Here is a 25,092-nt window from a genome sequence, read left to right on the forward strand (position 1 = left end):
TTAGTTTATAGATATAGATAAATAAAAAACACCAATAAGAAATTGCAGGTGTAAGAAGTTATGACGATTGAACTCAGCGATCGCCAAAAGCAAATTCTGGGCGCTACGATTAACCATTACATTGCTACGGCAGAACCCGTCGGCTCAAAGGCGATCGCCACCGAATATAACCTGAACGTCAGCCCAGCCACCGTGCGCAATACGATGCTACTCCTCGAGAAAAGCGGCCTGCTTTACCAGCCCCACACCTCCGCCGGGCGGGTGCCCTCCGATTCTGGCTATCGCGTTTATGTGGATGAACTGATCCAGCCTATTCCCGATATAGCTCGCAAAGCCGAGAGTCTCTTGAGTGAGCGGTTTATTTGGGGACAACAACGTCTTGAGGTGATCTTGCGGCAAGCAGCGCAGTTGCTTTCGGATCTCAGTGGCTACATTACGCTAATCACACTGCCCAATTCTTTGGAGCGACAAATTCGGGTGATTCAACTGGTCGCTTTGGATGCGCAGCAGGTGATGGTAATTCTTGTTCTGGATACCTACGAAACCCAATCAGCGCTCATTCAACTGGGCCAGGAGGAAGAAGATCCCGAACTACGGGAGCGCACCCTACAGGTACTGACCAACTTCCTCAATCATCAGTTGCAGGGGCGATCGCTGGTGGAATTCAGTGCCATTGACTGGCAAAAACTGGATTTGGAGTTTCAGGCCTACAGCCAGCAGCTTCAGACCCTACTGCGGCAGTTGAGCGATCGCTGCAGCCACCAGAGGACCTCCTTTGTCATCAGTGGTCTTGCAGATGTCCTCCAGCAGCCAGAATTTTCCCAAGTGGAGCAGGTACAAATGCTACTGCATCTTCTCGAAGACCAACAGGATCAACTGGCTCCCCTGATCAGTAGCGATAGCCAAGCTCCGTCCCAAGTGCAAATCCGCATTGGCAGTGAAAATACCCTAGCGCCGATGCAGTCCTGTACCTTGGTCTATTCCTGCTACTGCTATAGGGACTCTCCCGTAGGCAGCGTTGGCATTCTAGGGCCGACGCGGATGCCCTATGCCCGGATTATTCCCTTAGTGGCCACAGCGGCAGATTATTTAACAGAGCAAGTCAGTCGCTATAGGTGAGTGCTCCTCAGCTCCGCAAGGGGCTGAGCTTTTGGGGATGAGGTAGGCAGAGAGCCAGCCCAGTCTCAAAAAAAACCGGTAGCCCTATACTGGTTAAAGCCAAATTCCTCAACCGAGGAGGAAAGCAGCCACCGCTGCCCTCCCATGCCCTAAAGAGGATGGGCATTCCCGAAAACACAAGGGCAAACCCTGTGCGGTCAACCATTGGCTGGATCGGGCACAATAAGTTATTGGCCTTTCCTAGGGACACTTGGAGAAATTGAAATGCCTACACCCGCCTTGCTGGTTCTCGCCGATGGTTCAGTCTTTCGTGGTTTTTCCTTTGGGGCACCGGGGACAGCTATTGGAGAGGTGGTCTTTAATACCGGCATGACGGGTTATCAAGAGGTGCTCACCGACCCTAGTTATTATGGTCAAATCGTGACATTCACCTACCCCGAGTTGGGCAATACAGGAACCACCCCCGAAGACGATGAATCCGATCGCCCCCAAGTGCGGGGTGCTATTGCTCGCAATATCTGCGATATTCCCAGTAACTGGCGATCGCAACAATCGTTACCTGATTACCTCAAAGCCCATCGAATTCCCGCAATTTATGGGATTGACACCCGCGCCCTCACCCGCAAAATTCGTACCGTGGGTGCCATGAATGGCGGCATCTCCACAGAAATCCTTGACCCCGTTGAACTGCTGCAAAAAGTCCTTGCCGCTCCCAGTATGCAGGGACAAAATCTAGCCAAAGTCGTGACCACCCGCACCCCCTATGAATGGACAGAGCCAACGCCCCCCGCTTGGGAATTTCGTCCCCAAACTGCTCCCGAGGAACCACCCTTGACAGTTGTGGCCATTGATTTTGGCGTGAAGCGCAACATTCTCCGTCGCTTGGCCAGCTATGGCTGCCGTGTGATTGTCGTGCCGGCGGATACGCCAGCGGAAACGATTCTCAGCTATGACCCCGATGGCATTTTCCTCTCTAATGGCCCGGGTGACCCTGCGGCGGTTCAGGAAGGCATTGAAACCGCGCGCAAATTACTAGGGGCGCAGCGTCCCATGTTTGGCATTTGTCTGGGGCATCAGTTGTTGGGACTCTCCTTGGGGGCAGAAACCTTCAAGCTGAAGTTCGGTCACCGGGGGTTGAACCAGCCCGCTGGGCTGACCCAGGAAGTGGAAATTACCAGCCAAAACCACGGCTTTGCTATCACCGAAGAATCCCTTGCCCAAACTCCCGTAGAGATTACTCACTTTAACCTCAATGACAAAACCGTTGCGGGTTTGAAGCACCAAACATTGCCAATTTTCTCAGTGCAGTACCACCCGGAAGCCAGCCCCGGCCCCCACGATGCCGATTATCTCTTTGGCGAGTTTGTAGCGCAAATGCGTGCCTATCGTCAACAGCATCCCCGCAGCCAATGAAAGGGCAATCCCTCACCCCCTACCTCTTTCTTGCCCCTGCCTTAGGGTTGCTAACACTGACGGTCTTTTGGCCAGCCCTACAGGCCTTTTTCCTCAGTTTCAGCCGCTATGAAACCGATCTCCTGAGCCCCCCTGTGTGGGTAGGGTGGGCCAATTTTGCCCAGTTGTGGGGCGATGGCGTCTTCTGGAAAACCTTGGGCAATACTTTCCTCTATTTAGTGGTGGTGGTGCCAATTCTGGCGATCGCGCCTCTGCTGCTGGCGATTCTTGTCAACCAACCCCTGCGGGGCATCCACTGGTTTCGTGCTGCCTACTACAGCCCCGTGATTATCTCAATGGTGGTGGCGGGGATTGCTTGGCGCTGGCTCTATGCCCCCAATGGCCTCTTAAATCAACTAGTACAGGGTCTGCATCTGCGGGACACTCCCATTCCTTGGCTGACGAGTCCCCGACTCGCCCTCTTTAGTGTCATGGCCGTTACCATCTGGAAAGGCTTGGGCTACTACATGGTGATCTATCTGGCGGGCCTTCAGGGGATTAGCGGTGAACTGTACGAAGCGGCAGCGATCGATGGCAGTGACGGCTGGCAACAGCATTGGGATATTACATTGCCACTGATGCGCCCCTATCTTCTTTTGGTAAGCATTATCTCAGCAATTTCTGCCACCAAGGTCTTTGAAGAAGTCTATGTCATGACCCAAGGGGGTCCCCTCAATAGCTCCAAGACCATTGTTTATTACATCTACGAGAATGCCTTTCAGCGCTTAGAGATAAACTACGCCTGTACGATGGGACTGATTTTATTCCTGTTTATCCTGTCTTTGTCCCTCTTAAATCTCAAGCTTGGCCGACAAGTGGAAATGCCCCTTAACTAACCACCTGCATGCGTTGAATCAACCATTGATTGCCACGACGGATAAAGGTATAAATGACCCGGTAGGGATTGCTATAGGAAATATCATTGCGCAGGGTTCCCTGTTCATAGAAACGGGCATCCTCATTGACTTCCGCCAACACATCGACACGATCGCTCCTTTGGAGACGGACTTCCTTCACCTCTAAGTTCTTTAGGGTATAAACCCAATGGCTGCCCTCGGACTTTAAGCCCCGTGCCCGCGATCGCCAGCGGCTCAGTTCTGGCTCCGTCAAAATCGTTGCTAGTTTGTCCATCTCAAATGCTGGCCCAAGGGCTTGGGCTTTCATTCGCTGCCAGGTGTGGAGGCGATCGCGCGCCATCTCTGGCGTTAAAGTGATCCCTAAGGTCGTCGGTTGTGGCGTCGGGGTCGGCGTTGCCACAGGAGTCGGTGTCACTGGCGAGATCGGGGCTTCAGCCGTTTTGGCTGGCCAATAGACTTTTGCCAACGCTCCTAAACCAACAAGAACAACTCCTGCACCCATCCAAAACCCAGTCTGACGTTTTTGGGAGCAACTGTTTCCAGGGCGGCGCCGTTTGCGAGTGGATGGTTGGGGCGTGGCTGTCCCCGTTGCAGTTGAAGAAGTGGTCGAAGCCAATGCCGAAAAGCCCTGACCTAGCCGAGTCTGATCCTGCAAAGGTAACGTTTCCGCTGTGAAGGAGACGGGAGGGGGCACAGCCACCGTTGGTCTCATCACTTCAGGGAGCGCAGAGGCAGTGGTCGCAGGGGGTTCAGAGGCAATAGAGTCGTCACTGAGAGCCTCTAGGTAGGTTTGGACATTGGGATCAGCAAAGTAAGCATCCAAGGCCACGGGTGTTTCCCCCAAGTCCCGAAATGCAGGATAAATTTCTTCTCTGAGCCATTGTGTGGTGTAGTAATAGAGCCCCGGCAGTAGATCGCCAGCCTCACCGGCATGACGGCGGATAAAGTCCAGAGTCGGTTGATCTTGGCTGTTGTCAAGAGCTGCCAATGCCTCGGTGGGCTGTCCCAAAAGCAGCAAGCAACTGGCGAGTTCAAGATAGACATCTTGATTGGGGAGCAGCTGCTCCAATAAATCCTTGGCCCGACGAATATAGCTCGGCTGAAGTTCATGCACGCCCCGTGCCACCAAGGCATGTACCGCAAGGTAGGTCGCCACCGCTGAGGGACGCTGTGATTCCCGTTCAAAGAGTTCCTGTTGCTCTGCCACGGTAAGATGGCTGCGCAGTTGCAAAATAAATTTCAGAAAATCCTCAACTGCAAGTCCCGAGTGATCATCACGGCGCCCCTCAACACCCCCGCGCTCACTCAGCATTTGCCGCAGCAACAAAATACCCCGCTGCCGATTCACACTATCGGCCAGAGGCAGTGCCAGTAACTCTAGAATAAGGTAAGGACGTAACCGATTCAGTTCCGTCTGAAACTGTTCCTGGAGTTCGGGAAACCAGTTTGACCGCTGCTGAAGTACCGCTAGACCGGCTTCTAGCTGAGAGGCGGCTGCTTGGTAGGACTGCCGCTGCCATTCCTCGCGTCCCAATTCCAGATAGGCCAAAGCCACAGTGAGGGTAATGTCGGCAACGGCGGCAGAGGAAGTGTAGGGGCGATTGAGATCAAGAACATCCTTTTTGAGAAATACTTCTCCCAACTTGACAACTTGGGCATAATTTCCCAGTTCATAGAGCAGTAGGAGTGCCCCCGAGAATTGCTCATCACTAATTTCAATGTAGGGAGCGGTGGCATCGGGATCCAACTGGACAATCAAATCCTCGGCATCAACCGCACGGCAGTGGCGATCGTAGGCATGGCGCTGCTCCGGTTCTCGCAAAACTGCATAGGCCTGCTCAATGAGTTCCCGACGGGTGGCAACTGTGGTGGGGGAGTGCTGCTGGGTAGGCAGTTGCAGCAGCCGATCCTGAAACGCTTGCTCAATTTGCTCCGGCGTTGCCTGAATTGGCACACCCAGCACTTGGTAATAGTCGAGAGGAATGCGCACCTGAACCCAAACCTCTATAGGATGAACTCGTCTATCAACGATGACAGCACATTCATGCACGCCCAATACCAACAGAGAACCTTTGCCGGCAGTTGCTCAACGTTTAGAAATGAAACGGCATAGTGCTAGTGTTCCCGAAAAATGGAGTGACAGGGATTCTAAAGTATCACAATTTCTGTCCCTCAGTGGGAGACTGAGGAGAGACGGGGGGCTTAACCGCGTACTTTTGCTGTAAAGCCAGAGGCCTTAAATTGCTCTAACTGCAAAGGCTCTGGTTGGTCGTAGGGCACACTAATGCGAATTTCAAACTCGCTGATGCCGGGTGGAATCACATCAATTGCACCGACCCGGGTGCGGTTTTGCAGCACTGGATTACCATTGGCATCGTAGATGCGGCCAAAGACATCGGCATCTACCACGGTTTTGCCCGATTTATTCTCCGCTTTACCAGTAATCAGGTAGCAGTTGGCCTTGAGGGTGGTACCCCCGGGTGTGACCGAACCCTCACCAATTTCTGGCGGACATTCGTGGTAATTCAGGTCAAAGAGCCGTACTGGAATAGCAGCGATCGCCGGCAGCGTGGCGATACTTGACCAACACAGGACACTCAGGAGCAGGCACACCACTCCTCGACGCAGATATCCCACAAACCGATTCGCACTCATGGTCATCGCTCAGCACCCAAATACGTCCCCATTATCCCACAGTGGTTAAAACCCATAGATCAACAGCGCCCAACAGCAGCGTAAAAACAGCCAAAATACCATACATCCAAGGTTGAGCGAGGGGCTTAATTACATCTGTGGGCAATCCCGTATGGGCTTCAATGGCACGCATCATTTGGGCAAAACCCGCCACTCGCATCGGCAGAAGATACCCTTGACCTGTGGCAGTCACCAGATAATAGACCCAGCCCCCTTGGCTGGTACTACGGGGCTGAAGCCCTTGAATATCTGACCAAATCAGTTGCCACTGCTGCCGCAGGAAGGGGGGAACCCAATGGGGATAGGTGAGGCGGATTCCCACAGCATCCAGTTCTACCCGTTGACTCAGGGCTCCCCAGAGGAACACACCCCCGAGGGCGATCGCCCCCCAAAGAAGCAGGGGCGAAATGGGAGCCGCCGTCTGTACCGCCAAAAACGGGAGGGGCAGCGTGAGTGCGCCGTAGAGGGCAAGGAGTGTTCCAGAAACCAGGGGCGAGGTTTTGAAGCGCAGGGGTTCAGTCATTGGTATTACCTCAAGGGTTCATCATCATTCAATCATCATTCATCAATAGAATAACCAAGTGGCAAAGGCATATTTAGTGCCCTGGATCACGGGCAAGGCGGCATGGGGATGGGTGTAGTAGGCGGGAAAGACAACAATATCTCCCGTCCGTGGGGTAACCTTTACCCCTTGGCGATCGAAATAGGTTTCTCCCCCCTCAAAGTCCTCATTGAGATAGCCCACCAGACTGACATCCCGCGTCGGGATACCTTGGGCCAGTTCCATTTGCCGACTGGCCAGCAATAGGTTGTCCACATGGCGGCGATAGCCCTCGCCCACCCGATAGCGCAGGATGGAGAAGTTTTCAATTTCAGGGAAGCGAATCCCATAGTGTTGGTAGAGGACGATTTGAATTGTTTGCGTGGCCTGGAGAAGAATCTGCCGCATCATCGCCTGTTGGGGGTCTTGGGGATCAAAGCGGAGCAAACTGCCGCCGCGCACGGAGCGATCGACCGTTCCCATGAGAATTTGCGCATCCTCAAACCCCACCTTCTCAGCTGTAGCAATCACCTGCTGACACTGGTGAACCGGAATCAAACGCTGGAAAAGGAGAATTTCACCCCCCAAGTCAAGAATTTGCAGTGGTGCGGTACTCATAGGGACTGATTGTTTCTATGATTCAGTCTAGGGAAGGCGCACTCGCAACGGCACTTTGCTCTGAACATTGCCACTGACAATCACCTCTTGGCGATCAAGCCACCCTTTTGCCCGCTGTCCCTGAACTTGAATGCGGGGATTGCTCTGGCGGTAAAAGACTCCCCCTTGGGCTTCAACTTCCTGCTGGGGAATCCGCCAAATCAGTTGAGCTGTGCGTAGTTGGGCATTGGGGCGCTGGATTTCCACCTGACCGCTAGCTTCTAGCCGCTCTTGGGGAATCCACCAATTGAGGCGTTGGGCACGCAGTTGCGACTGTTGAGGTTGGCTATTGATTTGGACCTTGTCAAAGATGGCGCGGTTTTCAGCAATCAGGAAGACACCGCGATTGGCCTGCCCTTCAATGCCTTGGCTGGGATAGCTGACCCGCAGGGGGCGATCGCTCACCAATTGCCGTTGGGGAATTAACCAGCGCACCGTTTCTCCCTCAACGCGCAGAGCAGGGTTGGGAAGCTGCACTCGGACATCCCCCTCAAGGGTGACCCGTTGATCGCTAATTGACCAGATTGCCCTTTGGGCTTGTAGCCGCTGCCCTCGGCGATCGCCCGCCCCACCGACGACTGTGACCCCCCCTTGACCGATGACCCCTGCCAACAGCCGATTGGGCTCCTGCTGCCACACTAGACTCTCCGTATTGAGCCGTAAATCCTTGACGTCCTTGGCGGCGGAGGTCACCTGAACGGCATTGAGGGCACGCAGTTCTTGGCGTCGGCTATCGGCTTCGAGGCGCTTAGCGGTCACTGTCACTTGGGGATAGCGGGCTTGCAGGTTTTTCTGGGCAATGAGTACGCCGCGATCGCCCTGCCAAACCAATTGATCGGCAATAATCGTCCCCTTTTGCTGGAGATCAGTGACCGTGGTGCGACCTTCAACCCAAAGTTGACCATGCCGCTGCCGCACATTGACCGCCTTGGCCTGCACCTTGTAAGTGGTTTTACCCTCTGCCTTTAATTCCCCCGTTAGATTTTGAATCTCCAATTGCTGGCGATTGTCATCGCGATAGTGTGCGCCCGCCGCCTGCAATACCCAGAGGAGTTGGCCTTTAGCGTTGGTTTGCCGCAGGGTCAGATTTTGCAGCTTGACATCACCCGTGATTTCTGGTTCTGGGGATGGCTCCTCCCCCACCCATTGATCCACCCAGCCACAGCCTGTCAAGGCGAGTACAAGGCAAAGGAGGAGGGGTCTAGGCAGAAGCATTGTTGTCTAAGTTCCCTAGGGTCTCGGGTGACTCATTGTCAGCAGCTTTATCTTTCCTTTCGGCGGTATCTTGCTCCCAATGGGGGTTAACAATAGGGGATTGCGTCAGGTTACCAGTGACAGGACGGTAGGTGTAGGTTGATCGGGGCGCCTTTTGGATTTCTTCGCGAATGCTCTCAAGATCAATGTAGCGATCGGCAACGTTAATTAAGCTATCGCTAGTCATCGATCGCAGACTCACCACCTCGACCCTTGCCCCTCGGTAACTCACTGCATCCACGGCATAGGCCAAATCCCCATCACCGCTGACCAAGATGGCAGTATCATAGCAACCTACCAGTGCCATCATATCCACGGCAATTTCGACGTCAAGGTTCGCCTTTTTAGAGCCATCCGGCAGTTGGACGAGTTCCTTGGAGACGACACGATAGCCATTGCGGCGCATCCACAGCAGAAACCCCTGCTGTTTTTCATTGGTGGGGTCAACCCCCGTGTAGAAGAAGGAGCGAAAGAGACGGGAGCCTTGGGTCAAGTGGCAGAGGAGTTTTGAATAGTCAATTTCGATGCCCAGTTGCAGCGCTGCATAGAAGAGGTTGGAGCCATCAATAAAGATGGCAACGCGCCCACGGTTTTGTAACACCTGTTCCGGCGTGTAAATAACTGAAGACGAAGATGTAACCATGTAGAAATCATCTCAAAAAAAGTGTGTTATCGAAATATGAAGTCATACCTCTAGGGTATCGCGCGTCAGGGGGAATCGGCGACAGTTGCAGGCAGCAACAGTTTTTGGAAAATCGGCTCTGGATGGGCCAGAGGTTGTGACGCAGGTAAAACACCCCACTGGGCTTGGCGATCGCCCAAAAGGTCTGGGGCAACTGATCCATTAAATTTAATACTATAGCCCAACTGCCCATAGATGGCCTCACTCAGTTGGGGGATAATCGGGGCAAGCACATAGGCCACAAGGCGCACCGACTCCAATACACAGTACAGAACCTCCGCCACCGCTGCGGTTTCTCCTGCCCTATAGCGTTTCCACGGTGCCTCCTGATCAAGGAACTTATTCCCCGCCCGGGCCAGGGTCAGGGCCTGTTGGCAGACCTCATGGAAAGCTAATTGCCGATACCCTTGGCCATAGGTTTGGCTGAGGTGCTCTGCCAGTTGCCGCAGGGGATGCTCTCGCGGAATTGCTGCTCCTTGGACATTGGGCACCTTCCCATCGGTATATTTCCAAGCCATTTTTAGCGTGCGATTGAGCAAATTCCCCAGATCATTGGCCAGATCCGCATTGAGAATACTCACAAAGCGGATCTCACTAAAGTCACCATCGCGGCCAAACTCCACTTCTTTCATGAAGTAGTAGCGCACTGCATCGGCACCGTATTGCGCCACCAAGGCAAAGGGATCTAGGGTATTCCCCAAACTTTTACCCATTTTTTGACCATCCTTGGTCAGAAAGCCATGGACAAAAATTTGCTCTGGTAGTGGTAAGCCCGCCGACATCAACATTGCTGGCCAAGAGATCCCATGGAAGCGGAGAATATCCTTACCAATAATGTGCAGGTTAATTGGCCACCAGGTTTTGAGGGCATTGGCCAAGGTCGGCTCATCTTCTGGTTCCAAGAGGGCGGTGACATAGCCCAAGAGGGCATCAAACCAGACGTAGAGGGTTTGCTCCGGATCCGTGGGCACGGGAAACCCCCAAGCCAGATTCACCCGCGAAATGGAAAAGTCCTGCAGCCCTCGCTCAATAAAACTCAGCACCTCATTGCGACGGCTGGGGGGCTGGACAAAGTCAGGATGTTCAGCGTAGTGGTCTAGGAGCGCCTGCTGATATTTCGAGAGGCGGAAAAAATAGTTGCGCTCGTCTCGCCATTCCACCGTCCGATTCACATGGATCGGGCAGCGCCGACCCTCAAGCAGTTCGCGTTCTTCCTTGAATTCTTCACACTCGACACAGTACCAACCCTGCTGCTGACCTAGATAAATGTCGCCGTTGTCCCAAACCCGCTGAAAAAACTCCTTGACAATGGCATGGTGGCGAGGACTGGTGGTGCGGCTAAAGCGATCGTAGCGGATATTCAGTTGTTGCCAGAGGGCTTGGAAACCAGCGGCAATCTCATCGCAGTGGGCTTGGGGACTCAAACCCCGCTGTTGTGCTGTGCGCTCAATTTTCTGGCCATGCTCATCGGTACCGGTAATGAACCGCACCTGATAGCCCTGCAAACGATAAAAGCGAGCGAGAACATCGGCAGCAATAGTCGTGTAGGCACTGCCAATGTGGGGAAGGGCATTGACGTAGTACAGGGGGGTGGTCAGTGAAAAGTGCGGTAACAAGCAGTGTTTCTCCCTAGGAGGTCGAGCAAATGGCGTTATTTATCATAGTGCCATTAGTAACAGCTTACGGGCGATCGCCCACCGCCAGATCCACCCAAGGACTCAGGGGGCCTTCCTGCTCCCGGCCATTGGCTGTCAAGTCACTGTGGCAAAGGAATAGGCGATCGCTCACCCGCGAACACAAATCCACCAGTAAATGCTCCAAACGTTCGGACTCCAATTGCCACACCCGCGCACTGGGGCTCGCCAACCCCTGCCGCAGAAACATTGGTGCCTGCCAGAGACATTGCAAGCCGCCATCCTGCCACCGTGGACTACCAGCATCTAACCAAAAATGCCAGCGATGGGCGAGTTGGGCGCTGCGATATTGAAACGTCGTCGCCAGTAAGACCCCTTGGGGCTGCCGCAGGGGAGGGGCAGGATCTGCGGTCAGAGTTCCCCGCCGCAGCAGGTAAATCCATTCCCGCAGCCGCTCAGCTGTTGGTGTGGCTTGCTGTTCTGGGAGATGATCATAAATTTGCCAGTAGGCGGCCGTGCCCTCAAGGAGCGATCGCAGGGGGGCCAATTCACCGGCTGTTAGGTTTTGCGGCCAGAGATAGCGCTGAATTGCCGCCTCTAGGAGATACACCGGCGGCTGGCTAGAATCTAGTGTACTCAGCCAATGTCGCAACTTCTCATAGGCTTCCGTGGCACGATAGCCAAAGCGATCCCAGTGGCTATAGTGGGTGTACGGTAGCAGTTCAGCTTGCTCCAGCCCCGGCTGAAAACAATAGCAAGAGAGCAGGCCTGCCCGCACGACGTCAATCTCTGGCGGCAGCAAAACCGTTAGCATCTCCGCAACCGCCGTTGCCTCTGGGATGATTCCTGTTCGTGGATAAACGAACAACAACAGCGTCAAAAGGGCACGTACGTGGGGGGATTGAATCAAGGGGCGTTGCTCATTCAGGATGACAAGGGGAACCCGTCGTTTTTCAAGTTCACTCCTGAGGACATAGCGGGCAATACTATCTAAGCCGGGGGCGAGAATGGCAATCTCTGTTGGCTGCACTACCCCCTGCTGCACGGCAGTAGCAATTGTCTCTACAACTTCCTGTAACAATTGCATCCGCGAGGTGGTTTGAATCGCAGTGATGTTTTCCGGCAGCGTCAATTGGGGAGTGCTCAGGCGTTCTTGAATGGCAACTCGTAAATCAGTTTTACCGAAAATCGTTTCTGGAAAGTGGCTTAACTCCGTCACCGTGGCTTGGTTTTGCAGCGGGAGAAAGGCATCAGGATCGGCGCCAAGACCAAGACGGACAGCGCTAATGGGTTGGTGGCTAAGGACAATCTTGATCCCCGGTTGGTTCAAGCGGGTGATCAAATCTGCCATCACTGCGGGATAGTTATGGGTGTTGTCGGCAAGAAGACACTGAAACCGCTGCTTCAAGGAGGCTTGGTAGCGGGGATGGTCAAGGAGAACGCGGCCAAATAAATCGGTGGTAATGCCATAGGTGAGAAGGCTGTGGGCAGTACACCACCTTTGCCACTGTTTTAGGGCGGTGACGATCGCCCCCACGGTTTCTGAAGGAATTTCAAGCTGATGATCCCAAATGAGTTGGGGTAGATCATCCAGACTCAGGCGGGCAAAGGCACAGAGTTGAAAAATATCGAGAAGGTGGCGAGTGGCGCGATCGGCGCCGCGGAGCTGTTCACGATTGTCACCCAGAACAGCAAAGGTGTTGTTCTGCAGCCAAGGCTGCCACAGCCGCTGTGCCCACATCAACTCTGTTTCGGGTTTGAGATGTAAAGGGAGGTGAGGAGCAACGGCATTGGCCTCGACCAGCAGCGGCCAAAAAAGTTCCACCTCCTCCTGCATGAAGCCCATTGGCGTGGCGATATAGGGCCTATAGCCACTGCCCAACTGCGCCTGAATTTCCGTTTCGATGGCTTGGCGGCCTTCCATTGTATCCGTCAAAAAGAGGAGCGATCGCTCGCGGGGAATCACTGGGCTGTCCTGTTGAACCCACTGGGCAAATTCCCTCACCAGTGCATAGGTTTTGCCGCTGCGACTACCGCCACTGATCCAGTGTAACACTGCCAACAAAGTCTGCAAAGTTAATTTGCTACGATTTTATCTATCCTATCGATTTACTGCTTTTGCGGCAGCCATTGAGAAGAACAGGAATGTCCAGCAATCCCTTTGTTCGCCTTAGAAACTGGATCAAGCATGCACAACAGTGGTATCTCACAACTCCTAACCGGGCCCTACAGGAAGCCTATGAAGCCGCTCTGAAAATTCGCGCCATTGAACTGGAACACTTTGACGGTCAACCCATTAGTCCCCTCAATCTGCCCGTGGGCGAAGTCTCTAGCTATTTCGAGACAGAGCTAAAACAACTGCTGAAAACCATTCGTATGCGGATGGCAGAGTTTCGGGCAAGCCGTCAAATTTTGCCCCTTGCTCCCCCCCAAAGCCCCTCCACTCCTGTCAACGATAGGGTCAATGGTGCAACGGAAACCTATACGGTGACGGCTACCGTCAGTGACACGACGGCGGAACCCAGCGTTTATGAAAAGCTGCGGGTCATTGATGCCACCCTCAATCGCTATAAACGGCAGCGGGAAAAGGAACTCAATGCCCTAGCCCGTCCTAGCCTCAGTCGCCAAGACCCCCAACAACGCCAGCAGGCAGCCGCCCTCGACAAAATTGAGGAGGATTCTCTTTATCTCTCGGAATATATTAGTGATGATCTCACCAGTGATTCCAAGCTGGATAGCAGCAGCTTTATTCCCCGCTCGATTTTGCGCACCGCCGATCGCTTTCGCCGCGAACTCAATTCCGATGAAGCCACTGAAGCTGAAGTCGTTCGTGATTTTCGCACCTCAAAGTTGCGTACCCGCCTGGCGGTTCGTTTTATGCTGTTGCTCGTGATTTTGCCCCTGTTGACTCAGCAAATTTCCAAGGCGCTCATCGTCAGCCCCCTTGTTAACCACTTTAAGGCGGTGGGGCAAATTGAACGGATTATTAACTCCCAACTGGAGGACAACATCCTTGATGAACTAGCCCGCTTTGAGAACAAAATTCGCTTTGAAAGCCTTGTGAGTAATGTGCCGATTTCCTCAGAGGAGATCCAAAACCGCATCCGCGAAAAGGCGATCGAGCTCTCCACAGAATATCAAAAGGAACTGATTGAACCCCTGAAAAACATCCTCTCCGACGCCTTGGGTTTTGCGGTCTTCTTGGGACTGGTGTTTACAGGTCAACGGCAACTGGCCATTGTCAAGGCCTTTTTGGATGAGGTGGTCTATGGCCTCAGTGACAGCGCCAAGGCCTTTGTGATTATTCTATTTACGGATGTCTTTGTCGGATTCCACTCTCCCCACGGCTGGGAGGTGCTGGTGAATAATACCCTCGAGCACTTTGGCTTTCCTCGCAATGAGGACTTTATCAATATGTTCATCGCCACCTTTCCAGTGATGCTGGATACAGTGTTTAAGTATTGGATTTTCCGTTATCTCAACCAGATTTCCCCTTCGGCAGTGGCCACCTACAAGAATATGAACGAGTAGTTAGGAGCGCATCACTGGCGGGGGAATGGGACAGATCGCGCCCTTTAGGGGTTGTGGGGGCGATCGCCAGTCGGATAGGAGGCCTTGTAATTCCTGTTTAAGAATGTGTAACTGGTAGCCAATTTCTCCTCTAACTTTTCCTTGATGGGGTCACAGGGAATCTCACCGCGATCGTCTACCTCAAGAAAGGCCTTGATCTCCCTCAGAGTAAGACCAAGGGACTGGGCAGTTTGATAAAGCTCAGGCGAGCAAAGAAACGATAGCCACCACGGGTTCTGCCAACGGCAACAGCTCTAACTCCTCATAGTAGCGAATCCTCTTGACGGTGACACTGCTGCTGTATTCATGGCAGTTCTGCCAAGATCAGCGAGTAAGAGATTTTAGAAAGGAGGAGCTTCTCTCCCGAATTTTCTGCTATCGAGAGGCCAGAGACTACTTTCAGAAATTTAGGAATCTGCGCTATAATGACAAAGCTACGCGGATGTGGCGGAATTGGTATACGCGCACGTTTGAGGGGCGTGTGGCTTTGCCTTGCGAGTTCGAGTCTCGCCATCCGCATTGGGTTTTCCCCAAAAGAGCATCTAGGAGGGGGGCGATCGCCCCCGTGGCATTGCCAATCCAGGCCACAGTGAAGGCAAGGTCTCTAAAGGGAAAGCTCGCCATCGGCAGCATTTTGGCGATACAGTGATTAAAGAGCAGGAGACAAAAAAATCAATCCGCCCAGAAGACTTTTTCCTGCCTGGTTATGGATGCATGTCCTTGAGCGAGTCCACCACTGACTGTCTGCACCTTTCGGGAATGCGTTACTACGGCTATACGGGCGCTCTCCCAGAGGAACAAATTCTTGGCCAGTGGTTTGAGATTGATATTAGACTTTGGTTTGATATGGCACCCGCCGCCGCCAGCGATCGCTTGGAGGACACCCTTGACTATCGCCCTCTTTTGCAAGCCATTGAGCAGTTAATGCAGCAGCAGCGCTTTCAGTTAATCGAGACCCTAGCGGCAGCCATTATCAGCCTTTGCCTTGCACCGCCCCAAGTGCAGCGGGCTGCTGTGCGTGTGACAAAGCTCGCCCCGCCCGTGCCCAACTTTACGGGTCAAATTAGCGTCGAAATGGTACGCCCCCATGCCGAATCGCCTTAGCCAGTGCCAAAGTCTCTATCTGCGCAAGCACGCCGAAAACCCCATTGACTGGTGGCCGTGGTGTGATGAAGCCCTGGCCAAAGCCGCTGCGGAGGATCGGGTGATTTTTCTCTCGATTGGCTATTCCAGTTGCCACTGGTGCACTGTGATGGAGGGGGAAGCCTTCTCGGATCTGGAGATTGCCGCCTATCTCAATGCCTATTTCCTGCCGATTAAGGTGGATCGCGAGGAGCGGCCCGATATTGACAGCATCTATATGCAGGCGTTGCAACTGATGACGGGTCAAGGGGGCTGGCCGCTGAATATCTTTCTTACCCCTCAGGATCGCCGTCCCTTTTATGGGGGAACCTACTTTCCGGTGCAGCCGCGCTATGGCCGCCCGGGGTTTTTGCAGGTGTTGCAGGCGGTGCGTCGCTTCTATGACCAAGAAAAAGAGAAGCTCACTGCTCACCAGGCCACCCTGTGGCAGTATCTGGCACCCCCCACCGCGACGGGAAAGGCCGTCCCCCTGACTGAAGAACTGCTAAGGGCAGGGATTGATCAAGTGACGCCGATTTTGCGCGATCGCCCCCAAGGCACCTGCTTCCCCATGATGCCCTATGCCCAAATGCTCCTACAGGGGCTGGCTTTAAGTCCGAATCCCCCAGAACTGTTGCACCTGTGTCGGCGGCGGGGACACCACCTCTTGCAGGGGGGCATCTATGACCACGTTGGCGGTGGTTGGCATCGCTACACCGTGGATCCCCAGTGGACAGTGCCCCACTTTGAAAAAATGCTCTACGACAATGGCCAGATTGTGACCTACTTAGCGCGGCTGTGGCAGCAGGGCGATCGCTTTCCCCAGATTCCCGCTGCAATTGCCCAAACAATTCAATGGCTGGATCGCGAAATGACCGCCCCTGAGGGGTACTTCTATGCAGCTCAGGATGCTGATAGCTTTGTCAATGCCAATGACCCCGAACCCGAGGAGGGCGCCTTTTATTGCTGGCAGTACGCGGAGCTAGAGCAGACCCTCACCCCAACGGAATTGAGACAACTGCAAGCCCACTTTGACCTCTCTGCCAGTGGCAACTTCGAGGGCAAGATTGTGCTCAAGCAAGTGCGCCCTCCAGAGGATCCTCAGGCGCTGGGGCCGATTCTGCGCAAACTCTTTGCCCGCCGCTATGGTGCCGATACGCCCATGGATCAGCCCTTTCCCGTGGCCACTGATAACGCAACTGCCAAAGGGCGGGCTTGGCCAGGACGAATTCCCCCTGTCACCGATACAAAAATGATTTTGGCTTGGAATAGCCTGATGATTACTGGCTTAGCGACGGCAGCCCAAGTCTGGAGAGAGCACACCTACTGGCAGCGAGCAGCTAAAGCGGCTCAATGGCTCCACGATCATCAGTATCAACAGAGCAAACTCTATCGCCTCAATTATGGGGGCACCGTGGCGGAGGTAGCTCAGGCCGAGGATTATGCCTACTGGATCCAAGCTCTCCTTGCCCTGCATCAAGCCAGTTTAGCCGTGGGGGAGGCGGCGCAGCCGTGGTTGGCGTTGGCCACCCAGTATCAAACCCTGTTTGATCAGGAATTGGGGGCAAAGGATGGGGGCTACTACAATGCACCAGAGCGAGCTGATTTGATTGTGCGCCAGCGGGAAGGTCTAGATAATGCCACACCTTCTGCCAATGGGGTGGCGATCGCCAACTTGGTTCAACTCTTTTTGCTCACAGAAAATCCTACCTACCTCGAACAGGCAGAAAAGGGACTGCGCTTTTTTAGCCAATTCATGCGGGAGGCCCCCCAAAGCTGTCCCAGCTTATTGGCAGCATTACAGTGGTATCTTCACCCTGTCTGTGTCCAACTTCGTTCTGATCAGGCAGCCTCCCTCTGGGATCGCTATTTACCAACCGCCGTGCTCAAAGTTCGCGATGACCTAGAGCCTATGGCCTTGGTCTGTGAAGGCTGGCGCTGCCGTGAACCGGCGCTGACCGCCGCTCAACTCGAACAACAACTAGATAGTCTATTTCCGGTAGTCACCGATGAGTGAATCCTTACGGCACACCCCTCTCTATCCCCTGCATCAGGAAGCACGGTTTACCACCTTTGGCAACTGGGAAATGCCCCTGCACTACAGTAGCATTTTGCAGGAACACCAAGCGGTGCGGCAGCAGGTAGGGATGTTTGATATTTCCCATATGGGCAAGTTTGTGTTGCGGGGCGATGGGGTGGTAGCCGCGCTGCAAAACTTGGTGCCCACAAATCTGAGCCAGGTCCAGCCCGGTCAAGCCAAGTATACGGTTCTTCTCAATGCCGCCGGGGGGATTGTGGATGATCTCATTCTCTACATTGACGAGGGTCAAGTGCGCTGTATTGTCAATGCAGCCACAACCTCTAAGGATTGGGATTGGTTTCAAACGCATTTACCGGCCGGTATTGAGCTAATCGATGAGTCGGCGACCCAGGTGCTGATTGCTCTTCAAGGGCCGGCGGCAACGGCAACGCTGTCTCCCCTGTGCGATCGCCCCCTAGGGGCGATCAAGGCCTATCGCCATACTCAAGTCAACCTACTGGGACAGCCCGCTTGGATCGCACGCACCGGCTACACGGGCGAAGATGGTTGGGAAATGCTTGTCCCCGCCGAAGTGGGGCAACAGTTGTGGCAAACCCTGTTGGCGGCAGGTGTTACTCCCTGTGGGTTGGGGGCGCGGGATACGCTGCGGCTGGAGGCAGCCATGCTCCTCTACGGCCAGGATATGGATGAGCAAACCACCCCCCTAGAGGCGGGTCTCGATGGGTTAATTGATTGGCAAAAGCCCGATTTTGTGGGTCGTGCTGCCCTTTTAGCGCAAAAGCAGCGGGGCATTGAGCGGCAATTGGTGGGGTTAGAACTACTGGGCAAAGGCATTGCTCGCCACGGCTACCCAATCTATGCAGGAGCCCAGGCTGTGGGGGAGGTTACCAGTGGCACCCTATCGCCCACGTTGGGGAAGGCGATCGCCCTTGGCTATGTCTTTCCAGAGTTTGCCCACATAGGTCGTGAACTGGCGGTGCAGGTGCGCGATCGCTGGGTGCCAGCAGTGGTGGTGCCTCGCCCCTTTTATCGCCGGTCGCGGTCAACCGCTAAAATTTAATCTATCCATGCTGAAACGTCATTCATACTGGAATCATGCTGGAAACTTGCCCACGCTGTGGCGCCCGTTTAGGGAAACCCTTATCCTCTGGCCGCCAAGTGTGTAGCGCCTGCGGCTGGAGTACAGTTGTGGTTGAGCGATCGTCTCCAGCACCGCCAACGGGATTACCGCTGCTGTTGAATCAGATGGGGCGGTTGATCAAGCGTTTTTTCCAGTATTTGGGGGTGCAACTGCAGCTATGGTGGCGATCGCTGACCTGCCGTTCTCAGCAGCAACAACCTCGCCGGAATCTATGGGAGAGCTTGGTGAGAAAACTGCAACACCTTGAAGAGAAAATTCCCAGCGGTGATCCCAACATAGAGTGGCTGACTCCCGAAGAGGCATTTCAACTCCTAGGGGGAGACCTAAACAATCCCCACTCCAAGGTGAGCAGCCTCGATGGCAAACGGCGGATTGGCTTATCTGCTTTTCGGCGACTGGTGAATACTGCCGAGTATGCGGATTTTGGTTTCCAGTATTCCAGCGATCGCCACGTCAAAAATTTACCCTATCTACGCCCTCTGTCTCGTCAACCCTAGGGCGATCGCAAGCTGAGAATGATTTGCCACTCCGATTCAGTAACCGGTTGGACCGAAAGACGGCAGCCCTTTTGCAGCAGCAGCATCCCTTCAAGGCCACGGATTTGCCGCAGTTCCGGCAGCGTAATTGGGGGCAAAAAGTCACGGCGATATTGGATATCCACCATAAACCAGCGGGGATTGTCAGGGGTGCTTTTGGGGTCAAAGTAGCGACTGTCAGGGTTCCAAGCAAAGTGATCGGGATAGGCGGGCCTGACAACTTCAGCAATGCCCATGATTGCCGGTGGGTTGGCATTACTGTGGTAGAAAAGCACGCGATCGCCCACTTGCATACAATCGCGCATCAAATTGCGAGCTTGGTAGTTGCGTACCCCTTCCCAACAGGTGGTTTGTTGTGGAGCCGCCTTCAAATCCTCCCAGGAAAAAACGCTTGGTTCCGACTTCAGTAACCAAATGCCTGCCATCAAAGAGTCTCTAACTGGAGGTTTAGCGGTCTGTTGTGCCCAAACTACAGCGTAGCAAATCCGCTACCGTCCCACAGTAGGGAGTTAGCCCCAAGGCTTGAGGATTGAGCACCGTTTCGTAGGTAAAGTTGCGGTAGTTCAAGCAGAAATAATCCCAAGGGGACATCTGCACCCGAAAGACCCGCACAAGGAAGTTGATCACTGGCAAGGTCAAGGGGATTTGGCCATAGATGCGGAGCTTGGCAGCGGCACACAACTGCGCCAGCATCTCATTGACGGTCATTGGCGGGTTACCCAGAGCCACGCGGCGCGGTACTGGATACTCCGGATGCTGCAATAGGTAAAGAACCACTTGGGCAATATCGCGGGCATGGATAAAGTGAAAACTGGCATCGGCGCGGAAAAAGCGAGCCAGCCACAACCACTTGAGGACTTCCCCCATGCCTGCGGTGATAAAGGAAGGACGCTTGCCATCGGGGCCACCGCCAAAAACCATCGTTGGAAAAAGTTCAATCAGGCGATCGGCCACAGGCAACTCCTCAATGGCATGAAGACAGGCATACTTTGAGCGAATATAGTCAGTGCCTAGGGTACCTGCCTCCGGCAGCGGTTGCATCTGATGATTGAGAATACTGGCTGTTGAAAAATAAAATACCCGCTGGCAGCGCTGTGGATCCAGTTGCCTGAGAAGCTGGCAGGTTTGCTCGTAGTTAATGGCAAAGACATTGCTCCCCCCCCAGGCGGTTGCCGTCAGGATGGCCACATCAAAGGTGGGTAGCAGCGGTTCCAATGGCGTTAGATCCATCAGATCTGCCTGAACCAGATTCACCCCCGATCGCTGGCAAGGATCAATATGTAGGCGTGAAGAATCCCGCACCAGCAAAAACAATTCATGATCCGTCTGTTGGATCAGGGCCTCAGAAATGTATTGACCAATGCAGCCAGTGGCACCTGTGATTAGAATTCGCATTAGGCGAGGGACTTCACCAAGTCAAAGAGAAAGGCCACATTTTCCTCAGGGGTACCTTGAAGAACGCCGTGGCCAAGGTTAAAGATATATTTTCCCTTGCGACCCGCCTCAATTATGGCCAAAGACCGCTCTTTAAGTACTGGCTGCGGGGCAAAGAGGATCACAGGGTCTAAATTTCCCTGCAGACCAACACGAGGGGGGAACTGCTGACGAATGGTGCCAATATCAACAGTCCAGTCGAGGCTGACAATGTCTACTCCCGTTGCTGCCATGCGATCCACAATTGCGGCACTGCCATTGATGTAGAGGATGATGGGCACATCGGGGTAGACCGCTTTGACCTGCTGGATCACCCGCTTTTGGTAGGGAAACGCAAAGGTGTTGTAGTCCTGACGGCTGAGTTGACCTGCCCAGGAATCAAAAAGTTGCACCACTTGGGCGCCGCAGTCAATTTGATAGCAGAGGTAGTCAGCAATGGCCGTGGCCAAATGGTTCAGAAATTTGTGGAGCAGGTCTGGCTCGTGGTAGGCCATGGCTTTAATTTGGATGTAGTCCTTGGAGCTTTTGCCCTCAATGGCATAGGCCGCAAGGGTCCAGGGGGCACCGGCAAACCCCAGTACTGCGGCGCGATCGCCAACTTCTTGGCGCAGTGTGGCCAGAATTGGACGAATAAAAGGACAGGCCGCCTCCGGCTCCAAGGGATGGAGTTGTTGCACCTGCTCTAGGGTGCGGATGGGCGGGTCAATCATTGGCCCTTTACTTTCAACAATGTCAAAGGGAATGCCGATGCCGGGTAAGGGCGTGAGAATATCCGAAAAGAGAATCACACCATCAGGCGCAAAGGCGCGGAAAGGCTGGAGCGATATCTCAATGGCGAGTTCCGGAATTTCCGATCGCTCGCGAAACGAGGGATAGCGATCGCGCAGGTCACGATAGACCTTCATGTAGCGCCCAGCTTGCCGCATCAACCAAATGGGAGGACGCTCAACGCTTTCACCACGGGCAGCACGCAAAAGTAAAGGGGTGGTCATCCTAAAACTGAGAATATCCAAGGGTTTTCAATCCCTCTGCCGGGATCGCTCAGCAACGCCCATGAAGACTTGCCGGCGATTGTCAGAGTTTAACCTTACAATCATACCCTAGGGGGCGATCGCACACCAGTGCTACCTCACTTGTTGTTAAATTGATCCTATGAACGATCAATTACTTGAACAGTTTGTAGAGCTGATTCGTTGCCAAACTGGCATCAGTATTCGCCCCCAAGACAAACCCTACCTAAGCCGTAAGCTCCTGAATCGCTGTCGTGCTCTCAATTATCAGCATCCCAGCGAGTATCTCGCCCTCTTAGCCAAGCCCCAGTTCACCCATAGTCAACAGGAATGGAAACAATTAGCAGATCTCATTACCACCGGTGAGAGCTATTTTTTTCGAGATCAAGGTCAGATCAAACTCTTGCGGGAACGTTTACTGCCCGATCTAATTGCCCGTCATCAGCAGGATCGGACATTGCGGCTTGTCAGTGCTGGCTGTTCCACAGGGGAGGAGGTTTATTCCTTAGCTATTTTACTTAAGGAACTCCTGCCAAATCCCACTGACTGGCAATTAAGCATTGTCGGATATGACCTCAGTCAAGCGGCAATCTCCAAAGCGCAGGCAGGCATCTATGGTCATTGGTCTTTTCGGGGAATAGATCCGAGCCTGCAAGCTCGGTACTTTCGGGAGACTGGTCGAGGGTGGAAAGTGGTACCTTCCCTACGTCAATGGGTACATTTCCGCTGCCTTAACCTGCTGAATGTTGCAGAGTATGATCTACCCCCTGGCAGCGTGGATCTGATTGTCTGCCGTAATGTCCTTATCTACTTGGACAGTGCTGCTATTCAGCAGATCCTGGGGGCTTTTGTCTCACTATTGCGCGCTGATGGCTATTTGCTCACCGGACACACAGAACTGCAAGGACAGGACCTCGGGCCGCTGCAAGTCCTGAGTTTTCCAGAGTCAGTCGTTTATCAATTAAGTCGCCATCCACTGAGTGAAAAAAAATGATTCAACGCTCAACGGTGCTTTTAGAACGCTTGGCTCCCTACAGTTGCTCTGTCCAGTTGCAAACGGACGCCAGTTGTGATCTATGCTACGGCGATGATGGTCATGGAATTGACCCAGAAGTCATTTTACAGCAGATTGAGAGTCGCAAATATCTTTGGCAACAGTTTTATCCGACCATTCCTTCCCTGGAAGCCATCCCTTGCCTGCATGCAGGGGCCTTAGATGCAATCCACCACGAAGCTACCCTGCATCATCTCAAGACTTGGGTCACGGGTGACAGAACTATTGCTGACATTGCTGAGGGAACTTACAAAGACTCTTTAGCTTTAGCATCCCTCTATATGCACTGGGTTAAGGATGGTCTGCTAGGATTTGTGACCACAGCGGCCACTTGTGTCAAGTCGCCTGTTGTTTTAACGGTGGACGACAGTCCGATTGTACAGGCCATGATTCGCCGTGCCCTTAGCGATCGCTATGAAGTCATCAGTGCTACAAATGCGCTAGATGCCCTCTCTTTATTAGATGATCACAATGTTTCCCTGATTATCTTAGATGTGACCATGCCAGAAATGGATGGCTTTGATTTTTGCCGCACAATTCGCAAAATTGAGAAGTTTAAGCACATTCCAGTTATCATGCTGACAGCTAAGGATGGCCTCATTGACCGCGCCAGGGGCCACATGGCTGGTACCAATGCCTATCTCACGAAGCCTGTAGACCGCGAGTTGCTCCTCAGTACAATTGAGAAACTTATTTAACTACCATGCCATGGACTATTTGCAACTAACAACTGCTGGGTTAAAGTGCCTGCTCCCCTTATCCACAGTTGAGGAAATTTTTAGTCTCCCAGAACTTACGGTTATCCCAGAGGCACCTAACGATATTCTTGGAGTCCTCAACCTGCGGGGGGATCTCATTCCCATCATGCATCTAAGCTGTCGCCTAGGGATCACGCCACCTCAGTGTCGAGAGACTGACGTTGTAATTGTGCTGAGAGCAACGGGGTTACGCGTGGGGGTGGTTGTTCATCAAGTGGAAGTGTAATTTTAGGGAGCACTGTTGAACTGCGCCAAGAGCCTGACTACGGTCATCCTGGTCTCCTCAATACTGCGTTTGTAGCAGGCCTCGCTCAAGTGGCTGAGGAGGTGTTGATTTTAATCAATGTTGACACCCTCATTCGCGCACCAGTGGAGGTGGCAAGACTCACATCCGAAGGAATTTCAGCAGAACTAGAACACTATCCCAGCTACGACTTCTACGACCGCTATTGGCCAACGGCAACCTTGGTTCAGCGAGCACTCCTGCGGCAACGGCAACAGGCTCTATGTCACCAGGTAGCATTCCAAGAGCCTCTAGGGGGAACATTGACGGCAGCGGTCTTTGCACTGGAGGGAGAACAGTTTGCCATTCCACTGGGGGAGATTCAGCAATTTATTGAAGTTAACCATCTTGTTCCAGCCCCAAAAGCACCAAGCTTCATTGCCGGCCATGTCTCTCTTCAGAATGAAGTTATTTCCCTACTCGATCTGCGAGAGCTACTGCGGCTACCCCAATCACCCGCCCCCCTCAAGAAAGCAGTAGTCCTCAAAGTGAATTCTATGTTGCTAGGGGTTTTAGTGAATGATGTACAGGGAATCATCAGCTATCTCTCCCAGGAGGTTAAGTTAAGCTCTTTTTTGGCAGTTCATGACAGCGGCTATGTTGGTTCTATCATTGAAGAGGGGCGAGTTATCAAATTGCTCAATATCAATCAATTAGTAAACAAATTAATTGTCCCAACCAAGGTGGCTTAGAAAGTAAAATGGACCTATAGTCATACTTGATCTCTTTCTAGTTTTTATGAGGGTTAATCATGCGTATTCGCTATCGACTTTATTTCCTGATTGGCGGCATTGCCCTGTTGAGCTTATCCGCCTTGGGCGCCTATGTCTTTACCTTTAACCGTGCTAAGGATGATTTCCTTATTATTAACGAGGCAGGTCGCGTACGTGGTGGCACCCAACGAATTGTGAAACTGCGCCTTGGAGACAGTAATATCAATAAACTTATTGCTTCCAACGATCGCCGAATTAATGCTTTGATCAATGGTGATGTGGAAATGGGAATTCCCCTGCCAAAGATCCAGAATTCCGCAACTTAATGCTGCAATTGCAATCGCAGTGGCAAAAGCTCAAAGAGCAGCTCCAGCAGCCCAAAGTGAATGTTGATCGCTTGGTTCAAGACAGTGAGGATTTCTTTAAGCTGAGCGATGACACTGTTAAGGCCGCCGAAATGGCTGCTAAAAGATCAAGTAATTTCGTGAGAATGTGTAAAGTCTACTTCAATGACTATTCGGGTGTTTTTAGTTGAAGACT

At 53.1% G+C, this 25,092-nt stretch carries 24 protein-coding genes, 1 tRNA gene and 1 pseudogene; 14 read left to right on the forward strand and 12 right to left on the reverse strand.

Annotated features, from left to right (window positions below; all coding sequences use genetic code 11):
- Positions 1 to 60: 60 nt before the first annotated feature.
- The 3 genes from hrcA (at position 61) to IGQ16_RS07145 (ending at position 3,407) form a co-directional block, all read left to right on the forward strand.
- Entirely contained in the window at positions 61 to 1,119 is a 1,059-nt protein-coding gene (hrcA, locus tag IGQ16_RS07135) for a heat-inducible transcriptional repressor HrcA (RefSeq protein WP_297060761.1), read from the forward strand.
- Between the two features lie 264 nt (positions 1,120 to 1,383).
- Positions 1,384 to 2,532 (forward strand): glutamine-hydrolyzing carbamoyl-phosphate synthase small subunit, encoded by a 1,149-nt coding sequence (gene carA / locus IGQ16_RS07140; protein WP_297060763.1) that lies wholly within the window; start codon positions 1,384 to 1,386, stop codon positions 2,530 to 2,532.
- The gene (locus tag IGQ16_RS07145; RefSeq protein ID WP_297060766.1) at positions 2,529 to 3,407 is read left to right on the forward strand and encodes a carbohydrate ABC transporter permease; all 879 of its coding nucleotides are present in this window, start codon (positions 2,529 to 2,531) and stop codon (positions 3,405 to 3,407) included. Before carA ends, IGQ16_RS07145 begins: the two co-directional genes overlap by 4 nt.
- Here the strand turns inward: IGQ16_RS07145 and IGQ16_RS07150 are convergent.
- The 8 genes from IGQ16_RS07150 to IGQ16_RS07185 form a co-directional block, all read right to left on the reverse strand.
- Entirely contained in the window at positions 3,400 to 5,418 is a 2,019-nt protein-coding gene (locus IGQ16_RS07150; RefSeq protein WP_297060770.1) for an IMS domain-containing protein, read from the reverse strand. The two genes, IGQ16_RS07145 and IGQ16_RS07150, sit on opposite strands and share 8 nt — an antisense overlap.
- Positions 5,419 to 5,630: 212 nt before the next feature.
- Entirely contained in the window at positions 5,631 to 6,089 is a 459-nt protein-coding gene (locus IGQ16_RS07155) for a hypothetical protein (protein WP_024125682.1), read from the reverse strand.
- Between the two features lie 25 nt (positions 6,090 to 6,114).
- Positions 6,115 to 6,645 (reverse strand): hypothetical protein, encoded by a 531-nt coding sequence (locus IGQ16_RS07160; RefSeq protein ID WP_024125681.1) that lies wholly within the window; start codon positions 6,643 to 6,645, stop codon positions 6,115 to 6,117.
- Between the two features lie 42 nt (positions 6,646 to 6,687).
- A complete protein-coding gene (locus tag IGQ16_RS07165; RefSeq protein ID WP_024125680.1) occupies positions 6,688 to 7,281 on the reverse strand; it encodes a 2OG-Fe(II) oxygenase in 594 nt (197 codons plus the stop codon).
- Positions 7,282 to 7,308: 27 nt separating this feature from the next.
- Positions 7,309 to 8,535: an LPS export ABC transporter periplasmic protein LptC gene (gene lptC, locus IGQ16_RS07170; RefSeq protein ID WP_297060773.1), complete on the reverse strand. Its 1,227-nt coding sequence runs from the start codon at positions 8,533 to 8,535 to the stop codon at positions 7,309 to 7,311.
- A complete protein-coding gene (locus tag IGQ16_RS07175) occupies positions 8,522 to 9,217 on the reverse strand; it encodes an NYN domain-containing protein (protein ID WP_297060775.1) in 696 nt (231 codons plus the stop codon). The genes lptC and IGQ16_RS07175 overlap by 14 nt, the downstream gene beginning before the upstream one ends.
- Before the next feature lie 65 nt (positions 9,218 to 9,282).
- The gene (metG, locus tag IGQ16_RS07180) at positions 9,283 to 10,872 is read right to left on the reverse strand and encodes a methionine--tRNA ligase (RefSeq protein WP_297060777.1); all 1,590 of its coding nucleotides are present in this window, start codon (positions 10,870 to 10,872) and stop codon (positions 9,283 to 9,285) included.
- A gap of 64 nt (positions 10,873 to 10,936) precedes the next feature.
- On the reverse strand, positions 10,937 to 12,952 hold the full coding sequence (locus IGQ16_RS07185) for a hypothetical protein (RefSeq protein WP_297060780.1): 2,016 nt from the start codon (positions 12,950 to 12,952) through the stop codon (positions 10,937 to 10,939).
- Positions 12,953 to 13,035: 83 nt separating this feature from the next.
- On the opposite strand from IGQ16_RS07185, the gene pxcA reads away from it, so the two are divergent.
- Positions 13,036 to 14,421 (forward strand): proton extrusion protein PcxA, encoded by a 1,386-nt coding sequence (gene pxcA / locus IGQ16_RS07190; RefSeq protein WP_297060785.1) that lies wholly within the window; start codon positions 13,036 to 13,038, stop codon positions 14,419 to 14,421.
- Here the strand turns inward: pxcA and IGQ16_RS11740 are convergent.
- Positions 14,422 to 14,757: pseudogene (locus tag IGQ16_RS11740) on the reverse strand (MerR family DNA-binding protein); the annotation flags it as partial.
- A gap of 141 nt (positions 14,758 to 14,898) precedes the next feature.
- Between IGQ16_RS11740 and IGQ16_RS07200 the strand changes: the two are divergent.
- From IGQ16_RS07200 to IGQ16_RS07220, 5 genes are all read left to right on the forward strand, one after another.
- Positions 14,899 to 14,979 (forward strand) — tRNA-Leu (locus IGQ16_RS07200).
- Positions 14,980 to 15,174: 195 nt separating this feature from the next.
- Positions 15,175 to 15,564 (forward strand): dihydroneopterin aldolase, encoded by a 390-nt coding sequence (gene folB / locus IGQ16_RS07205; RefSeq protein WP_024125674.1) that lies wholly within the window; start codon positions 15,175 to 15,177, stop codon positions 15,562 to 15,564.
- Positions 15,548 to 17,599, forward strand: coding sequence for a thioredoxin domain-containing protein (locus IGQ16_RS07210; RefSeq protein WP_297060788.1), 2,052 nt, complete (start codon positions 15,548 to 15,550; stop codon positions 17,597 to 17,599). The genes folB and IGQ16_RS07210 overlap by 17 nt, the downstream gene beginning before the upstream one ends.
- The gene (gene gcvT / locus IGQ16_RS07215) at positions 17,592 to 18,683 is read left to right on the forward strand and encodes a glycine cleavage system aminomethyltransferase GcvT (protein ID WP_297040950.1); all 1,092 of its coding nucleotides are present in this window, start codon (positions 17,592 to 17,594) and stop codon (positions 18,681 to 18,683) included. Before IGQ16_RS07210 ends, gcvT begins: the two co-directional genes overlap by 8 nt.
- A gap of 35 nt (positions 18,684 to 18,718) precedes the next feature.
- Positions 18,719 to 19,261 carry a hypothetical protein gene (locus tag IGQ16_RS07220; RefSeq protein WP_024125671.1) on the forward strand — a complete coding sequence of 181 codons (543 nt, stop codon included), beginning with the start codon at positions 18,719 to 18,721 and terminating at the stop codon, positions 19,259 to 19,261.
- Here IGQ16_RS07220 and IGQ16_RS07225 read toward each other — a convergent pair.
- The 3 genes from IGQ16_RS07225 to hemE are packed head-to-tail and all read right to left on the reverse strand — an operon-like array spanning position 19,258 to position 21,726.
- Positions 19,258 to 19,725, reverse strand: coding sequence for an EVE domain-containing protein (locus IGQ16_RS07225; RefSeq protein WP_297060791.1), 468 nt, complete (start codon positions 19,723 to 19,725; stop codon positions 19,258 to 19,260). The two genes, IGQ16_RS07220 and IGQ16_RS07225, sit on opposite strands and share 4 nt — an antisense overlap.
- A 22-nt stretch (positions 19,726 to 19,747) precedes the next feature.
- Positions 19,748 to 20,695, reverse strand: a complete 948-nt coding sequence (locus IGQ16_RS07230) for an NAD(P)-dependent oxidoreductase (RefSeq protein ID WP_024125669.1) — start codon at positions 20,693 to 20,695, stop codon at positions 19,748 to 19,750.
- On the reverse strand, positions 20,695 to 21,726 hold the full coding sequence (gene hemE, locus IGQ16_RS07235) for a uroporphyrinogen decarboxylase (RefSeq protein ID WP_041429255.1): 1,032 nt from the start codon (positions 21,724 to 21,726) through the stop codon (positions 20,695 to 20,697). The genes IGQ16_RS07230 and hemE overlap by 1 nt, the downstream gene beginning before the upstream one ends.
- 160 nt (positions 21,727 to 21,886) lie before the next feature.
- On the opposite strand from hemE, the gene IGQ16_RS07240 reads away from it, so the two are divergent.
- The 5 genes from IGQ16_RS07240 (at position 21,887) to IGQ16_RS07260 (ending at position 24,878) form a co-directional block, all read left to right on the forward strand.
- The gene (locus IGQ16_RS07240) at positions 21,887 to 22,738 is read left to right on the forward strand and encodes a CheR family methyltransferase (protein ID WP_297060794.1); all 852 of its coding nucleotides are present in this window, start codon (positions 21,887 to 21,889) and stop codon (positions 22,736 to 22,738) included.
- Positions 22,735 to 23,496, forward strand: a complete 762-nt coding sequence (locus IGQ16_RS07245) for a response regulator (protein ID WP_297060796.1) — start codon at positions 22,735 to 22,737, stop codon at positions 23,494 to 23,496. Before IGQ16_RS07240 ends, IGQ16_RS07245 begins: the two co-directional genes overlap by 4 nt.
- Before the next feature lie 10 nt (positions 23,497 to 23,506).
- Complete coding sequence (locus tag IGQ16_RS07250) at positions 23,507 to 23,782, forward strand: chemotaxis protein CheW (RefSeq protein WP_297060798.1); 276 nt, start codon at positions 23,507 to 23,509, stop codon at positions 23,780 to 23,782.
- A gap of 89 nt (positions 23,783 to 23,871) precedes the next feature.
- Entirely contained in the window at positions 23,872 to 24,531 is a 660-nt protein-coding gene (locus tag IGQ16_RS07255; protein WP_297060801.1) for a chemotaxis protein CheW, read from the forward strand.
- 59 nt (positions 24,532 to 24,590) lie between these two features.
- Positions 24,591 to 24,878 (forward strand): hypothetical protein, encoded by a 288-nt coding sequence (locus IGQ16_RS07260; RefSeq protein ID WP_297060804.1) that lies wholly within the window; start codon positions 24,591 to 24,593, stop codon positions 24,876 to 24,878.
- Positions 24,879 to 25,092 lie beyond the last annotated feature (214 nt).

It is taken from the genome of Thermosynechococcus sp. M3746_W2019_013 (assembly GCF_015296045.1).
In the GTDB taxonomy this organism is placed as follows: Bacteria; Cyanobacteriota; Cyanobacteriia; order Thermosynechococcales; family Thermosynechococcaceae; genus Thermosynechococcus.

Bases quoted from the DNA above. Each gene is read 5' to 3' on its own strand.
- IGQ16_RS07240 (WP_297060794.1), top strand. From the start codon at position 21,887: ATGAACGATCAATTACTTGAACAGTTTGTAGAGCTGATTCGTTGCCAA.
- folB (WP_024125674.1), top strand. From the start codon at position 15,175: ATGTCCTTGAGCGAGTCCACCACTGACTGTCTGCACCTTTCGGGAATG.
- hrcA (WP_297060761.1), top strand. From the start codon at position 61: ATGACGATTGAACTCAGCGATCGCCAAAAGCAAATTCTGGGCGCTACG.
- hemE (WP_041429255.1), bottom strand. From the start codon at position 21,726: ATGACCACCCCTTTACTTTTGCGTGCTGCCCGTGGTGAAAGCGTTGAG.
- pxcA (WP_297060785.1), top strand. From the start codon at position 13,036: ATGTCCAGCAATCCCTTTGTTCGCCTTAGAAACTGGATCAAGCATGCA.
- IGQ16_RS07220 (WP_024125671.1), top strand. From the start codon at position 18,719: ATGCTGGAAACTTGCCCACGCTGTGGCGCCCGTTTAGGGAAACCCTTA.
- lptC (WP_297060773.1), bottom strand. From the start codon at position 8,535: ATGCTTCTGCCTAGACCCCTCCTCCTTTGCCTTGTACTCGCCTTGACA.
- IGQ16_RS07260 (WP_297060804.1), top strand. From the start codon at position 24,591: ATGCGTATTCGCTATCGACTTTATTTCCTGATTGGCGGCATTGCCCTG.
- IGQ16_RS07225 (WP_297060791.1), bottom strand. From the start codon at position 19,725: ATGGCAGGCATTTGGTTACTGAAGTCGGAACCAAGCGTTTTTTCCTGG.
- gcvT (WP_297040950.1), top strand. From the start codon at position 17,592: ATGAGTGAATCCTTACGGCACACCCCTCTCTATCCCCTGCATCAGGAA.
- IGQ16_RS07245 (WP_297060796.1), top strand. From the start codon at position 22,735: ATGATTCAACGCTCAACGGTGCTTTTAGAACGCTTGGCTCCCTACAGT.
- carA (WP_297060763.1), top strand. From the start codon at position 1,384: ATGCCTACACCCGCCTTGCTGGTTCTCGCCGATGGTTCAGTCTTTCGT.
- IGQ16_RS07165 (WP_024125680.1), bottom strand. From the start codon at position 7,281: ATGAGTACCGCACCACTGCAAATTCTTGACTTGGGGGGTGAAATTCTC.
- IGQ16_RS07145 (WP_297060766.1), top strand. From the start codon at position 2,529: ATGAAAGGGCAATCCCTCACCCCCTACCTCTTTCTTGCCCCTGCCTTA.
- IGQ16_RS07250 (WP_297060798.1), top strand. From the start codon at position 23,507: ATGGACTATTTGCAACTAACAACTGCTGGGTTAAAGTGCCTGCTCCCC.
- IGQ16_RS07160 (WP_024125681.1), bottom strand. From the start codon at position 6,645: ATGACTGAACCCCTGCGCTTCAAAACCTCGCCCCTGGTTTCTGGAACA.
- IGQ16_RS07210 (WP_297060788.1), top strand. From the start codon at position 15,548: ATGCCGAATCGCCTTAGCCAGTGCCAAAGTCTCTATCTGCGCAAGCAC.
- IGQ16_RS07155 (WP_024125682.1), bottom strand. From the start codon at position 6,089: ATGACCATGAGTGCGAATCGGTTTGTGGGATATCTGCGTCGAGGAGTG.
- IGQ16_RS07175 (WP_297060775.1), bottom strand. From the start codon at position 9,217: ATGGTTACATCTTCGTCTTCAGTTATTTACACGCCGGAACAGGTGTTA.
- IGQ16_RS07230 (WP_024125669.1), bottom strand. From the start codon at position 20,695: ATGCGAATTCTAATCACAGGTGCCACTGGCTGCATTGGTCAATACATT.